At 64.7% G+C, this 14,212-nt stretch carries 12 protein-coding genes and 3 pseudogenes; 11 read left to right on the forward strand and 4 right to left on the reverse strand.

The window, feature by feature from the left end:
* The first annotated feature begins 56 nt into the window (after window positions 1-56).
* The gene (locus tag PE067_RS15050) at window positions 57-299 is read left to right on the forward strand and encodes a hypothetical protein (RefSeq protein ID WP_276190497.1); all 243 of its coding nucleotides are present in this window, start codon (window positions 57-59) and stop codon (window positions 297-299) included.
* 94 nt (window positions 300-393) lie between these two features.
* Here the strand turns inward: PE067_RS15050 and PE067_RS15055 are convergent, their stop codons facing one another.
* Window positions 394-708 (reverse strand): TM2 domain-containing protein, encoded by a 315-nt coding sequence (locus tag PE067_RS15055; RefSeq protein WP_276190499.1) that lies wholly within the window; start codon window positions 706-708, stop codon window positions 394-396.
* Window positions 709-849: 141 nt separating this feature from the next.
* Between PE067_RS15055 and pheT the strand changes: the two are divergent.
* A pseudogene (gene pheT / locus PE067_RS15060) lies at window positions 850-3,202 on the forward strand (phenylalanine--tRNA ligase subunit beta); the annotation flags it as partial.
* Window positions 3,203-3,413: 211 nt separating this feature from the next.
* Here pheT and PE067_RS15065 read toward each other — a convergent pair.
* Window positions 3,414-4,292 carry a glycosyltransferase family 2 protein gene (locus PE067_RS15065; RefSeq protein ID WP_276190501.1) on the reverse strand — a complete coding sequence of 293 codons (879 nt, stop codon included), beginning with the start codon at window positions 4,290-4,292 and terminating at the stop codon, window positions 3,414-3,416.
* Entirely contained in the window at window positions 4,289-5,020 is a 732-nt protein-coding gene (locus tag PE067_RS15070) for a hypothetical protein (protein WP_276190503.1), read from the reverse strand. The genes PE067_RS15065 and PE067_RS15070 overlap by 4 nt, the downstream gene beginning before the upstream one ends.
* 25 nt (window positions 5,021-5,045) lie before the next feature.
* Here PE067_RS15070 and infC point away from each other — a divergent pair, with 25 nt between their 5' ends.
* The 7 genes and pseudogenes from infC (at window position 5,046) to PE067_RS15105 (ending at window position 9,724) form a co-directional block, all read left to right on the forward strand.
* Complete coding sequence (infC, locus tag PE067_RS15075) at window positions 5,046-5,585, forward strand: translation initiation factor IF-3 (protein ID WP_346429711.1); 540 nt, start codon at window positions 5,046-5,048, stop codon at window positions 5,583-5,585.
* Window positions 5,586-5,642: 57 nt separating this feature from the next.
* Window positions 5,643-6,104 carry a dUTP diphosphatase gene (dut, locus tag PE067_RS15080; RefSeq protein ID WP_346429705.1) on the forward strand — a complete coding sequence of 154 codons (462 nt, stop codon included), beginning with the start codon at window positions 5,643-5,645 and terminating at the stop codon, window positions 6,102-6,104.
* A gap of 18 nt (window positions 6,105-6,122) precedes the next feature.
* Window positions 6,123-6,245, forward strand: coding sequence for a hypothetical protein (locus tag PE067_RS15085; RefSeq protein ID WP_276190507.1), 123 nt, complete (start codon window positions 6,123-6,125; stop codon window positions 6,243-6,245).
* Window positions 6,215-7,165 carry a molybdopterin-synthase adenylyltransferase MoeB gene (moeB, locus tag PE067_RS15090; RefSeq protein ID WP_276190509.1) on the forward strand — a complete coding sequence of 317 codons (951 nt, stop codon included), beginning with the start codon at window positions 6,215-6,217 and terminating at the stop codon, window positions 7,163-7,165. The genes PE067_RS15085 and moeB overlap by 31 nt, the downstream gene beginning before the upstream one ends.
* A gap of 81 nt (window positions 7,166-7,246) precedes the next feature.
* Window positions 7,247-9,285 (forward strand): annotated as a pseudogene (locus PE067_RS15095) (M3 family metallopeptidase).
* A 17-nt stretch (window positions 9,286-9,302) separates the two neighbouring features.
* Entirely contained in the window at window positions 9,303-9,575 is a 273-nt protein-coding gene (locus tag PE067_RS15100; RefSeq protein ID WP_276190511.1) for a hypothetical protein, read from the forward strand.
* A complete protein-coding gene (locus PE067_RS15105; RefSeq protein ID WP_276190513.1) occupies window positions 9,572-9,724 on the forward strand; it encodes a hypothetical protein in 153 nt (50 codons plus the stop codon). Before PE067_RS15100 ends, PE067_RS15105 begins: the two co-directional genes overlap by 4 nt.
* On the opposite strand, the gene PE067_RS15110 is transcribed toward PE067_RS15105, so the two are convergent.
* Window positions 9,670-10,131, reverse strand: coding sequence for an SH3 domain-containing protein (locus tag PE067_RS15110; RefSeq protein WP_276190536.1), 462 nt, complete (start codon window positions 10,129-10,131; stop codon window positions 9,670-9,672). The two genes, PE067_RS15105 and PE067_RS15110, sit on opposite strands and share 55 nt — an antisense overlap.
* 390 nt (window positions 10,132-10,521) lie before the next feature.
* On the opposite strand from PE067_RS15110, the pseudogene PE067_RS15115 reads away from it, so the two are divergent.
* Window positions 10,522-11,533, forward strand: a pseudogene (locus PE067_RS15115) (D-glycerate dehydrogenase).
* A 141-nt stretch (window positions 11,534-11,674) separates the two neighbouring features.
* Window positions 11,675-14,164 (forward strand): FAD-dependent oxidoreductase, encoded by a 2,490-nt coding sequence (locus PE067_RS15120; RefSeq protein ID WP_276190537.1) that lies wholly within the window; start codon window positions 11,675-11,677, stop codon window positions 14,162-14,164.
* Window positions 14,165-14,212 lie beyond the last annotated feature (48 nt).

The following is a 14,212-nucleotide window of genomic DNA, read 5'->3' on the forward strand; positions in this document are numbered from 1 at the left end:
CTAGGGACAGTAATGCGCTATTTGATGAGTTTCACGAGTGCCAGGTGATGGTGTCCTTGTTCGTCAACGATACCGATCTGGATCGAGCATTTGATGAAATTTTTGATATTCGCAGACAAATTGTCGACGCTCTGCAGTCAGACTTTGCTGCGCCAGAGGACTTCGGTCCGGAATGTCGGATGATTTATGTAGGGTCATATTCGGAAGACGACACCGTTGGGCTACGTCAGGCCAAAGCCGTCGAGCAAATCAAAAAAAAGCTGCGCCTTTTTGTCCGATATGAAGCATCAGAGGCTTGAGGCTTTGGTTGAGCAATCACAACACATCGCTAGCCGCAGTTCCTGGGGGTGCGGCTTTGCACACTGCGCCTGAACCTGCCGAAGACGCCGATTCCTACCGCAAATCCGACCCCAACCTGCGGCGGATTTCGTCCTGATCGTCGCGGATCATGCCGGGGATCAGGAAAATGTCGATCACGACCCAGACCGTCACCAGCGCGACCAGCGGCCAGCCGATCAGGATCGGCGCGGTCAGCCAGCCCAGGCCCCACATCGCCAGCATCAGGAAACCGCTCAGCCAGCGGCCCAGATACATGCGATGCACGCCGCAGCCCCACAGCAGGAACAGCAGGACATAGGCAACCAGCGCCGAACGGGTTTCATTCGTGACGCGTTGTTCGATCAGCAATTCCTTGTTCGTGTCGATCAATCCGGTGTCCCTCATGCGTGCCGGGGCGCGAAACCGCCCCTTGATTCACATAGGGCGAAGGCGCGCGGGAACAAGCCGCGCACCCTACCAATCCCGCGCGCCATGGTTTAGGAACCCTTCCAAACCTGACGGAGCCAATCCATGAAATTCACCCTCTCCTGGCTCAAAGAGCATCTTGATACCGACGCCACGCTGGACCAGATCACCGAGGCGCTGACCGATCTTGGCCTTGAGGTCGAAGAGGTCGCGAACCCCGCCGCGCGGCTGGCCTCGTTCACGCTGGCGGAGGTCACCCATGCCGAACAGCATCCCGATGCTGACCGCTTGCGCGTCTGCCGCGTGATGACGGATGAGGGCGAAAAGCAGATCGTCTGCGGCGCGCCGAACGCGCGCGAAGGCATCACCGTCGTGCTGGCCAAGCCCGGCGATTATGTGCCGGGGCTGGATGTGACGCTTGGCGTGGGCAAGATCCGCGGCATCGAAAGCCACGGCATGATGGCATCCGAACGCGAACTTGAACTGTCGGACGAACATGACGGCATCATCGAACTGCCCTCGGGTCAGGTCGGCGACCGTTTCATCGACTGGCTGGCCGCGAACCGCCCCGAGGCGGTGGACCCGGTCATCGAAATCAAGATCACCCCGAACCGCCCCGATGCGCTTGGCATCCACGGCATCGCCCGCGATCTGGCAGCGCGGGGCCTGGGTGTGCTGAAGCCGGTCGCGCCAGTGAAGGTGCCGGGGCAGTTTGTCTCGCCCATCAAGGTGGTGATCGACGCGGCGGTCGCGGGCAAGGCGCCGTTCTTCAGCGGCCGGGTGATCCGGGGCGTGAAAAATGGCCCTTCGCCGGAATGGCTGCAAAAGCGGCTGCGCGCGATTGGCCTGCGCCCGATCAATGCGCTGGTCGATGTCACGAATTACTTCACATTCGACTTGAATAGGCCGCTTCATGTCTTTGATACGGCGAAGGTTTCCGGAAACCTGACCGTCCGTGACGCGCGCGATGGCGAAGAGTTGCTGGCGCTGGATGGCAAGACCTATGGCTTTGGCCCCGGCACGATGATCATCGCCGATGACAATGGCCCGGAAAGCATCGCGGGCATCATGGGCGGCGAGCATTCGGGCTGCACCGACGACACCACCGATGTCTTTCTGGAAAGCGCCTATTGGGATCCGATCGCGATCGCGACGGTGGGGCGCGCGCTGAAAATCAGCTCGGATGCGCGCTATCGGTTCGAACGCGGTGCCGACCCGGCCTTTACCGAACCGGGGCTGGAACTGGCGACGCAGATGATCCTGGACCTGTGCGGCGGCACCCCGTCCGAGGTCGTGACCGCAGGCGCGGTGCCCGACACCACCCGCAGCTATACGCTGGACCCGGCCCGCGTCATCAGCCTTGTCGGGATGGAGATTGCCGAATCCGAACAGCGCCGCACTTTGCAGGCGCTTGGCTTTCGGCTGGAAGGTGATCAGGCCTTTGTGCCAAGCTGGCGCCCCGATGTTCTGGGCAGCGCCGACCTGATCGAAGAAGTCGCCCGCATCGCCAGCCTGACCAAGTTGCAGGGCCAGCCCCTGCCGCGTCCCGCAGGCCGGTGTGCCCAAACCCGTCCTGACCCCGCAGCAGCGCCGCGAAGGCGCGGCGCGGCGCATGGCGGCGGCGCTTGGCTATAACGAATGCGTCACCTACAGCTTCATCGACCAGCCTGCGGCGGAGTTGTTCGGCGGCGGCACGGATGCGGTGCGCGTCGAAAACCCCATCTCCAGCGAGATGACGCATCTGCGCCCCGACCTGCTGCCCGGTCTGCTGGCGGCGGCGGCGCGCAATCAGGCGCGCGGCTTTGCCGATCTGGCGCTGTTCGAATGCGGGCCGGTTTTCGCGGGCGGCGAGCCGGGCGAACAGGCGCAGGTGCTGACCGGGTTGCTGGTCGGCAATACCGCGCCGCGCGATCCCTTTGCCAGCCGCCGCAAGGTCGATATCTACGACGCCAAGGCCGATGCCGAGGCGATCCTGCAGACCATCGGCGCCCCCGCCAAGGCCCAGATCAACCGCAAGCTGGACGGCTGGTGGCATCCGGGCCGCGCGGGAAATATCGCGCTTGGTCCGAATGTTCTGGCGACTTTCGGTGAAATCCATCCCCGCGTGTCGCGCCATTACGGCATCAAGGGCGCGGCGGTCGCATTCACCATCCGCATCGCCAATGTGCCCCTGCCCAAGGCCAAGGATCCTTCGCGCCCCGCGCTGGTCCTGTCCGATCTGCAGGCGGTCGAGCGCGATTTCGCCTTTGTCGTCGATGCGGGGGTCGAGGCGCTGACGCTGGTCAATGCCGCCGCCGGTGCCGACAAGACGCTGATCGAGCGCGTGACCGTATTCGACCAGTTCACCGGGCTGGAGGGCGGAAAGAAATCCATCGCCATCACCGCCCGCCTGCAACCGCGCGACAAGACCCTGACCGACGCCGATATCGAGGCTGTTTCGGCAAGGATCGTCGAAAAAGGTGTCCGAGGCGAGCGGGCGGCACGCTCGCGCATAAGACGGGCAGCCGGGCAAACCCCGGCCGTCACCTGCAAAAGACACCCCGCCGGACCATCGGGTCTGGCGGGGGCTTTTTTGCTGTCGGGTAGTTTGCCGGGGGGGGGGCTGGCTGCCGGGCGGATCTGGGCACGGGTCAGTATCGCGGCTTTTCAGGCCGAAACGGGTGCGGCGGCTAGAACCACTGTCCCGGCTCCATCAGCCCCAGATCCATCAACTGCTGCGAATTCCAGCGGAAGGGGTGCGAGTTGCGCCAGGTCATGTCGCGGATCACCTGCCGCGAGCCGGGATTGCTGGCCAGCGCCTTGGCCACCCGGAACGAGGTGATCGCGGCGGTCAGGTTGTTGTGCCGAGGGCAGGAATAGGTGTTGTATTCCTCGATATTGAAGCGGTGATCGGGCAGCAGTTTCAGCCCCGGTCTGGTGCGGAAGATCGCGATACGGTCGATGCGGCGGCGGTCCTCGGGCAGGTGTTCCTCGAACCGCCAGCGCAGACCGCCGAAGAAATCGAGCTGTCGGTCCAGAAAGCCGCCCTGACGGTCCTTGCGGCCAAGCGCGTAATAGCCGTTGCGGTCGAACATCGCTTCGGACAGGCTGACGGCATCGGAGAAACGCTGCAGGTCGGGCGCATAGAGGTCGATGACATAGGTCAGCAGCGCGCGGCGGCGTTCCTCGGCATGAAAGGCCAGCATTTCGCTGATGGTGCGGGTTTCCGAAAACGGAAAGAACAGGAATTCCGCATTGTAGCAGTGATACAGCCAGGTATCTTCCGGCACGGTTTCGATCAGCGCATTGACCACCGCGACATGCGCCCCCGCCTGACGGGCGTTGTAGCGCAGGTTGACGACGCGCTCGGCGCTTTCGGGCGGCACGGCGCCGTCGGGGATGGGCTGGGCGGACAGCACCAGCAGCGTCTTGAAACCGCCGCGCAGATGATGGGTCGGGGTTGCGCCGACGGCGGCCCCGTCCTCGACCAGAATGACGGCGATCGGGCCTTTGGCTTCGGACAGCTCGCCGTCGCGCAGATGGCTTTCGAAATCGGGAAACGCGCTCATTCCACGACGGCCCGGACACGGTTCAGCGCGGCGCCCAGCATCGCCGGGCTGCTGGAGGCGCTGTTCAGCAGCGCCTTGAGCGAGGCTTTCTGTTCCGGGGCGATCCGCGCGGCGTCGATCAGGGCTGCGACGCGAACCGGGTCGTAGCCTTCGGCGGTCAGCAGGATCGCGATGGATTCGGGCGTTTCGGCAGGGGCTGTGGGGGCGGCGGCCTCGGCTGCGCGGTCGGCGGCGTCGATGGCCTGCTCGGCGGCCGCCTGCGCCTCGCGGGCGGCATCGCTTTGCGGGGCGGCGACGCTGGCGGCGGCTGCGGCATCGGCCGCGATGGCGGCCGCGTCTGCGGCGGCATCCGCTGCTTCTGTGGCGGGGGTGGTCGCGGCTTCGGGCGCAGCCGTTTCGGACGCTGGCGCCGGGTCGCTGGCGGTCTGCCCGCCGGACGGCCCACCGGTCAGGCGCGCCAGATCGCCCGCCGGACCACAGCCAGAACGCCGGCACAGGCGATGGCAAGAATGACGATGACCAACAGGATTTTGCGCATCTGAGGCTCCGCGACTGGATGGAATGGTGAACCGGATGGCATCTGTATGCCACAGGGGGCGGGGGCGGAAAAGACCATAGGCGGCCCGCCCAATTCGCGCCGGATCGCCGCAAAAGCCGCCTGTCCCGGGGCACCAGCCCCGCAGATCCGGTTGAAATAAGGCGTATCCGCGTTTATCTAGCCACGACAATCCAGACAATCGAAGGAAGACCACCATAGCTCGCAGACCGCACAACGCCCCGCCCGTCCGTGATACCGGACCGCGTGTCAACGACGGGATCAGGGTCCCGGAAATCCGGCTGATCGGCGCAGATGGCGAAAATATCGGTGTCGTGACCCCCGCAAAAGGGATCGAACTGGCGCTTGCCGCGAGGCTCGACCTGGTCGAGATCTCGCCCAATGCCGTGCCCCCGGTCTGCAAGATCATGGATCTTGGCAAGTTCAAATATGAACAGCAAAAGCGCGAAGCCGAGGCCCGCAAGAAGCAGAAGATCATCGAAATCAAGGAAATCAAGTTCCGTCCCGGCACGGATAGCCATGATTACGATGTGAAAATGCGTTCGGTGATGAAATTCCTGGGCGAAGGCGACAAGGTCAAGGTGACCCTGCGTTTCCGTGGTCGTGAAATGGCCCACCAGCAGTTGGGGATCGAGCTTTTGCACCGTGTCGCCGCAGATGTCGGCGAGGCGGGCAAGGTCGAATCCATGCCCAAGCTGGAAGGCCGGCAGATGGTCATGATGATCGCCCCCAAATAAGGGGGCGTGACGGGCATGGCGGGCCGGATCCGCGGTCCGCAAGGGGGGCGTCCGGTCTTGCGCGTTGAAATCAAGGTTCTCGATCCCCGTCTGCATGAATGGGGCCTGCCGTCCTATCAGACGGCGGGAGCGTCCGCGATCGACCTGATCGCCTGTATCGACGGCGATCTGCTGATCCGGCCACAGGCGCCCGCCGTGCTGATCCCGTCGGGGATCGCGCTGTTTTGCGACACGGCGGGGATTGCGGGGCTGGTGCTGCCGCGTTCCGGTCTGGGCCATAAGAAGGGGCTGGTGATGGGCAATTCGGTCGGGCTGATCGATTCGGATTACACCGGCCAGATCCAGATCAGCGCATGGAACCGCAACCCTCCGGGCTCTGATCCGATCCTGATCCGTTCGGGCGAACGCATCGCCCAGATGATGTTCGTCCCGGTCCTGCATCCCGAATTTGCGCTGGTGCAGGCGTTTTCAGGCGAAACCGACCGGGGCGGCGGCAGCTTTGGCTCGACCGGCAGCTAGGCCGATGCGGGTCGGGCCATGATCTTTATCCTTCTGTTCATGGCGTTATGGGCCGGTCTGGTCTTTTTCGGGGTCGGGCCGATGCGGCGGTTTGCCGTGCTGGCCGCGCTGTGGCTGGCCGGGGTCTGGGTGCCGCGCTGATGCCCGGCGGTGCTCTGGGCGACATGCGGCACTGGCTGATCCTGGGCGTGATTGCCGCGTTGGTCATGGGCTATCGGGGCGTCCTGTCGCGGCTGTCCCGCAGGGCGGTTTCGGGGCCTGCGCCCGGCATGGTCGGCGCGGTTGCGGTGCCGGAACCTGTGGGCAACGCGATTTCGGATGACGAGCTTGACCGCTATGCCCGCCATATCGTGCTGCGCGAAATCGGTGGGCCGGGGCAGCAAAAGCTGCGCAATGCGCGGGTGCTGATCGTCGGCGCGGGGGCGCTTGGCGCGCCGGTGGCGCTGTATCTGGCGGCGGCAGGTGTCGGGCGGATCACGATTGCCGATGATGACCGCGTGTCGCTGTCGAACCTGCAGCGGCAGGTGATCTATGGGGGCGGCGATATCGGCCAGCCCAAGGTTCACGCCGCCGCCCGCCGTCTGGCCGATCTGAACCCGCATGTGCAGGTGACGCCGCTGCCGCGCCGCATCACGGCGGATGATGTCGCGCTGATTCGTGGCTTTGATCTGGTGCTGGACGGCACCGACAGTTTTCGTTCGCGTCAGGCCGTCAACCGGGCCTGCACGGGGGCAGGGGTGGCGCTGGTCGGCGGCTCGATCGCGCAATGGGAAGGGCAGTTGTCGGTCTGGGATCCGGTCCATGACGCGCCCTGCACGGCCTGCATCTTTCCCGACGAACCCGCGCCGGGCCTGGCCCCGTCCTGTGCCGAGGCGGGGGTCGTCGGCGCCTTGCCCGGCGTCATCGGCAGCCTGATGGCGCTGGAGGCGATCAAGCTGATTACCGGCGCCGGATCGGTCGCGCGTGGGCGGCTGCTGATCCTTGATGGCTTGTGGGGCGAAACCCGCAGCATCGCGATCCGCCGCAACCCTGATTGCCCGGTCTGCGGCAGTCGCGGCTGACGGCCACCCTTGCGTCGGGCGTGGCGCGGGTTACATCCTGTCCAAGGTGGCCCGTGATGGCGTCCAGGCGAAAGGAATGCGATGAACCCCGAACTGACCCAGTGGAGCGGCCCGCACGGGCTGCCGCGTTTCGATCTGATCCAGGACAGCGATTTCGCCCCCGCCTTTGACCAATGCCTTGCCGATGCGGCCGCTGCGGTCGAGGCGATTGCCGCAAATCCCGAACCCGCCAGTTTCGCCAATACCGTCGCCGCGCTGGAAACGGCCGAAGATGCGCTGAACCGGCTTTGCGCGGTATTCTTTACCCTCAGCGGCGTCGATTCGGACCCGGCGAGGCAGGATCTGGAACGGGATCTGGCCCCGAAACTGGCGGCGCATGGGGCAAGGATCAGCATGGACCCGCGCCTGTTCGCGCGCGTGCAGGCGGTCGCCGAAACGGCGTCGGACCTGCCTGCACAGGACGCGCGGCTGGTCGAACTGACCCTGCGCGGGCTGCGCCGTTCGGGGGCGGCCCTGACCGGCGCGGCGCGGGATCGCATGGCCGAAATCCGGCAGCGGCTGGCTGTGAGCACAACCGCTTTTTCCCAGAATGTGCTGCGCGACGAACGCGATTTTGTCATGGCTGTCGGCGATGACCAGTTGGGCGGCCTGCCGGACTGGCTGCTGCGGGCGATGCGCGCGGCGGCGCGCGAACGCGGCATGACGGGGCAGGTGGTGACGCTGAATCGTTCGCTGATCGTGCCCTTTCTGGAATATGCCGATGACCGGGCCCTGCGCGAACTGGCGTGGCGGGCATGGACGGCGCGCGGCTCGGGGCAGGGGGCGGGCGGTGCGGAAACCGACAACCGCCCCATCGCCGCTGAAATCCTGCAACTGCGCCATGAGCGCGCGCAGCTTCTGGGCTATGCCGATTTCGCGTCCTACAAGCTGGAACCGGAAATGGCGCGCAATGCCGAAACGGTCGAGGCCTTGCTGATGGAGGTCTGGCGCCCCGCGAAAGCCCGCGCCGAAGCCGATGCCGAAAAGCTGGCCGGGATGCTGCATGGCGACGGTGTCAATGGCGCGCTGGAACCCTGGGACTGGCGTTTCTATGCCGAACGCCGCCGCGCCGCCGAACACCAGTTGGATGAGGCCGAGGTCAAGCCCTATCTGACACTGGAGGCCATGATCGGCGCGGTGTTCGACACCGCCAACCGCCTGTTCGGGCTGGAATTCCGACCCTTTGACGCGCCGTTATGGGCGCCCAGGGTCGGGCACGGGAAATCACGCGCGGCGATACGCCGATGGCGATTTTTCTGGGCGATTACTATGCCCGTCCCGGCAAACGCTCGGGGGCGTGGTGTTCGTCGCTGCAACAGCAGCACCAGATCGAACAGGGGCAGCGCCCGATCGTCGTCAATGTCTGCAACTTCACCCCGCCTGAAAGCGCGGAGGCGCCCGCCTATCTGTCCTGGGATGACGCGCATGCGCTGTTTCACGAATTCGGCCATGCCCTGCACCATATCCTGTCCGAGGTGACACTGGCCCTCGATGTCGGGCACGGCGGTCGGCGCGCGATTTCGTCCCGGATTGCCAAGCCAGTTGTTCGAGCATTGGCTGGAACAGCCCGAGGTGCTGGACCGTCACGCGAAACATGCCGAGACCGGCGCGGCCCTGCCCGCCGATCTGCGCGACCGCATCATTGCCGCCGGAAATGCCGACCAGGGTTTTGCCACGGTCGAATATCTGGAAAGCGCGCTGGTCGATCTGGCCTTTCACCGTGGCACGCCGCCCGCCGATCCGATGGCCCGTCAGGCCGAGGTGCTGGCCGCGCTGGACGCGCCGCGCGCCATTCCGATGCGACACGCGACGCCGCATTTCGCCCATGTCTTTTCCGGCGACGGCTATTCCTCGGGCTATTACAGCTACATGTGGTCCGAGGTGATGGATGCCGACGCTTTCGAGGCCTTCGCGGAAAAAGGTGACGCTTTTGACCGCGAAACCGCCGAAAAACTGGAAGAATGGATCCTGTCCAAGGGCGGTTCATTGCCTGCCGATGAATTATGGCTGAAATTCAGGGACGAAAACCGGGGGTTCACGCTTTGTTGAAAGGACGCGGCCTGCAAGCCGCAAGTTCCTGAGAACAAGGAGGACTTAGATGAAGACGACCAGACTGATCGCACCCGGCCTTGCCGTTGCTGCCCTGCTGGCCATTGCCGCCTGTGAAACCACGCCGCCGGCGACGCCCGAACCGACCCCCGGTCCCATCGCCTCGTCCAATGCGCTGAATGGTGTCCATAACCTGCGCGCCTCGGATTGCGGGGCTGCGGGCAACCGAACCGGGCTGACCATCGACGGCAACCGCTTCAACTTCCGGCGTCAAGCTGCGTGGTCGCCAGTTCAGGGTCCAAGGTCAGCGCGACCGAGGTGACGCTGAACTGCGACAATGTCGGCAACCGCGTCATCCAGTTGCAGACCCGTGAAAACGTTCTGCGCGTGACCGAGGATCAGACAACGCTGACCTATTACCAGTGCGAACGCGCCCCGGCATCCAGCGATGCGCTGGTCGGCACGCTGTAAGGCGGGCAGGTCGTGGATGACAAAAGGGCCGGGATATTCCCGGCCCTTTTCATTGGCGGCCTTTTCAATGGGTTGAACAGGCGTCGGTCGCGGATCTCATCGGCATCGACACCCCAGATATCGGTCTTGCGCACCCAGCCCTTTTCGCCGCCGCCGGATGCCCGGCACCAGTCGGTGTTGCATTCGTGCAGACGCACGATCGCCCCGGCCTCGGCCCGCGCGACGGTGCTGGACTGGTCGTCGGCGCGCGATTTCAGTTCGATCATGTCCTTTTGCACGATGGCCGTGCGCACGCCCGACAGCGGCGCGTAATGCACCCATCCGCCGGCGCCGTCCTGATCCTCGACCCGGCGCCAATGGCCGAATTCGGCGACGACGCGCAAGGGCATGCCGGAATGGCGGAACACCCAGTCAATCCGGTGCGACAGGCTGGGGCCGCGCCTTGCGTTGCCCTGACCGCCCTTGAGGCTGACATAGCGCGGCAGCCGGCAGATTCGTCACCGCGCCCCGGTTCGGGTCGCGCTGTTCCGTTCTGGTGGCGGCTGATCATCGCATCGGCGGAAACCCCGCCTTGCTCGATCAGTTCGACCGTTGGGTCCGCCGTGGCGGAATCGGCCTGTGCATGGGCGGGAACGACCACGCCCCCCAGCCCAAGGTCGCACAGGATAAGAAAAGCCGCGAAAAGCGGCGCGCGTCGCATATTGATTTTCATCTCTGGCCCTGTCCGGGTCTTGTCACTGCCCATGATCACCGTCAGTTTGCCAAAAGCCGCCCGGCTTTGGAAGAGAGGAGCAACCATGCCTGCAAGTTACGCGACCACGAATGCCCGGCCACGACTGAAGGTCTCGGTCACGCGCCGCCTGCCCGAGGCGGTCGAAACCCGCATGTCCGAGCTGTTCGACGTCACCTTGCGGGATGATGACACCAAGCTTGACCGCGAGGCGCTGGTCACGCTGATGCAGCAATCCGACGTGATCGTGCCGACCCTGACCGATGTCATCGACGCCAGCATGCTGGCCCGCGCGGGCGAACGGCTGAAGCTGATCGCGAGGTTCAGCGCGGGCGTCGATCACAGTGATGTTCACTCGGCCCGGCAGCGCGGCATTCTGGTCACCAACACCCCCGATGTCGTGACCGAAGACACCGCCGACATGGTCACTCGCCCTGATTCTGTCGCGCGACCGCCGCATCCCCGAAGGCATGGCGGAAATGCAGGCCGGGCGCTGGCAGGGCTGGGCGCCGACGACTCATCTGGGCAGCCGGGTCGGCGGGCGTCGTCTGGGGATTCTGGGCATGGGGCGGATCGGGCAGGCCGTCGCGCGCCGCGCCAACGCATTCGGCATGCAGGTCCATTACCACAACCGCCGCCGCCTGCGCCCGGAAATCGAGGACGAATTGCAGGCCCATTACTGGGAAAGCGTCGATCAGATGCTGGCGCGGATGGATATCATCACCGTCAATGCGCCGCATACGCCGTCGACCTTTCACCTGCTGAATGCGCGGCGGCTGAAGCTGCTGAAACCCTCGGCGGTGATCGTCAACACCTCGCGCGGGGAAATCATCGACGAAAACGCCCTGACGCGGATGCTGCGCACCGGCGAAATCGCGGGGGCGGGGCTGGACGTGTTCGAACATGGCCATGAAATCAACCCGCGCCTGCGCGAACTGCCCAATGTCGTGTTGCTGCCGCATATGGGGTCCGCGACGAACGAAGGCCGGGCCGAGATGGGCGAAAAGGTCATCATCAACATCAAGACCTTTGCCGATGGCCACCGGCCGCCGGATCAGGTGCTGCCGTCCAGCCATTAGGCCTGCCGTTTCGCCTCTGCCCCGGCCCGCGCCGGGGCATTTTTTATCCGTGTCGCATTTGACGCATAATGCGTCGTCGCCATTCGGCTGTTCCGCCCCGGCTTTGGCAAAATCGCCGCAAGCCCTATTACGGAGATTTCGATGAACACCCATGTAAAAGCCCTGGTCGTCGGTGGCGGCGCGGTTGGCTGCGGCATTGCCCTGCACCTTGCCCGCGCGGGTTGGGACACGCTGCTGGTCGAACGCGACGAGCTGACGGCAGGTTCGACCTGGCACGCGGCGGGTCTGCTGCCGCTGTTCAACATGGGTTACGCGACCAGCCACATCCACGATTATTCCGTCAAGCTCTATGCCGGGCTGGAGGCTGAAACCGGGCTGAACGCCGGGTTCACCCGCTGCGGCAACCTGCGCATGGCGCAGACCGATGCGCGGATGGACGAATACAGGCTGTATTCATCCATCGCGGAAACGGTGAATGTCGAACATGAATTCCTGACGCCTGCGCAGATCAAGGAACGCTGGCCGCTGGTCAATATCGACGGGCTGAAAGGCGCGCTGTTCCACCCGACCGATGGCTATATCAACCCCGCCGACGTGACGCAGGCCATGGCCAAGGGCGCGCGCATGGCGGGCGCGAAAATCGAACGCAAGATTCAGGTCAACGGTTACAAATGGACCGGATCGGAATGGATCGTCACCTGCGAAAAGATGGTGGAAAAGGGCGGCAACCTGGTCGGCTCGGGCGAATTGTTCGACATCCATGCCGAACATGTCGTGACCGCGACCGGCAACCACGCACAGCGCACCGCGCGGCTTCTGGGCATCAAGATCCCCGCGATTCCGGTCGAACACCAGTTCATCGTCACCGAACCCGACCCGGCGCTGCTGAAATGGCGTGCCGATGGCAACCCCGAACACCCCGTCCTGCGCGATGCCGATGCGAAATGGTATGTCCGCGAGGAACGCGGCGGCTGGATCCTTGGCCCCTATGAGGCGGGGGCGCCTGCGCGGTTCCTGTATGACGTGCCCGAAACCTTCCGCGCCGATCTGTTCCCGCTGGATCTGGAACGGATCGAGGAAGAATACATGTCGATGATCCACCGGCTGCCCAGTTCGGAAACCGTGGGTCTGAAAGACGACTTCAACGGCCCGATCTGCTACACGCCGGACGGCAACCCGCTGGTCGGCCCGGCGCCCGGCCTGCGCAACATGTGGCTGGCCGAGGGTTTCAGCTTTGGCATCACCGCCGCCGGTGGCGTCGGCCATTACCTTGCCCAGATGATGGTCGAGGGCGAGGCCGAGATCGACATGGCAGCCCTTGATCCGCGCCGCTACGGCCGCTGGATGACCACCGAATATGCCAGGCAGAAAAACGAAGAATGCTATGAGCATGTCTTTATCCTGCACCACCCGGACGAAGAGCGCGAAGCCGCCCGCCCGCTGCGCACCGCCCCCGCCTATGATCGCCAGATCGCGGCGGGCGCCCAGATGGGGCAGGTCAACGGGTGGGAGCGTCCGAACTATTACGCCCCCGCCGGTTTCGACGACCACGCCAGCCGCAGCTTTCGCCGGGGCGGCTGGTGGGAATATGCCAGGGCCGAGGCCGAGGCGCTGCGCAGCACCGCCGGTCTGATCGACGCATCGGCATTCACCAAGCATCGCGTGTCCGGCCCCGGCGCGACGGCTTTCCTGGACTGGTTCACGACGAACAAGCTGCCCAAGGTCGGCCGCATCAACCTGACCTATGCGCTGACCTCTACCGGGACGACCCGCACCGAATATACCATCGTGCGGCTGGCCGAAGATGATTACTATGTCATCTCGGCCGGGGCATGGACGGATTACGACGGCGATTATCTGGTCAAATCGGCCGAGGACAAGGCGCCCGAATTCGGCGCGATCACCGTGCAGGACATCACCACGCAATGGGGCGTCTATGCCATCGCGGGCCCGAACAGCCGCGCCATTCTAGCCGAACTGATCCGCGACGCGAATCCCGAAACCGCGCTGTCGAACAAGCGTTTCCCCTGGCTGTCGATGCGCAATATCGAACTGGGCATGTGCCCGGTCCGCGCCATCCGCGTCGCCTATACCGGCGAATTGGGTTGGGAATTGCACTATCCCATCGAATTCGGCCGCTATCTGTGGGACCAACTGGTTGCGGCGGGCGAAAAGCACGGGCTGAAACTGGTCGGCGCGCGGGCGCAGAACTGGCTGCGTCAGGAAAAATCCTATCGCGCCTTCGGCACCGAACTGGGCCGCGATGCAACCCCGCTGGAGGCCGCGCTGGACCGCTTTGTCGATCTGGGCAAGGAGTTCAACGGCAAGCAGGCGATGCTGGACAAGGGGATCCGGTCGCTCTGCGTGACGCTGCTGATCGACGGTCCCGCCGATGCCGATCCCTGGGGCCGCGAGGGGATTTTCCACGCGGGCGAACGGATCGGGCGCCTGACCTCGGGCGGGTATTCGGTGGGCTTTGGCAAGCAGATCGGCATGGGCTATGTCCGCCCCGATCTGGCGGAACCCGGCACAAAGCTGAAGGTCCGGATGCTGGGCGATCTGTATGATGCCGAGGTGACGGTCGACAGCCCCTATGACCCCGAGAACGCGCGCATCCGCATCGACGGTTGAACCGCCGCGGTTTGGGTATTTTCATGATGAAGAAAGGGGCCTTTTCGG

The organism is Paracoccus sp. DMF-8 (assembly GCF_029309835.1).
Taxonomy (GTDB): domain Bacteria; phylum Pseudomonadota; class Alphaproteobacteria; order Rhodobacterales; family Rhodobacteraceae; genus Paracoccus.

Coding starts and splice junctions, on each gene's coding strand:
- PE067_RS15065 (WP_276190501.1), bottom strand. CDS start 4,292: ATGAGCGCGTTTCCCGATTTCGAAAGCCATCTGCGCGACGGCGAGCTG.
- PE067_RS15085 (WP_276190507.1), top strand. CDS start 6,123: ATGATCTTTATCCTTCTGTTCATGGCGTTATGGGCCGGTCTGGTCTTT.
- PE067_RS15100 (WP_276190511.1), top strand. CDS start 9,303: ATGAAGACGACCAGACTGATCGCACCCGGCCTTGCCGTTGCTGCCCTG.
- PE067_RS15120 (WP_276190537.1), top strand. CDS start 11,675: ATGAACACCCATGTAAAAGCCCTGGTCGTCGGTGGCGGCGCGGTTGGC.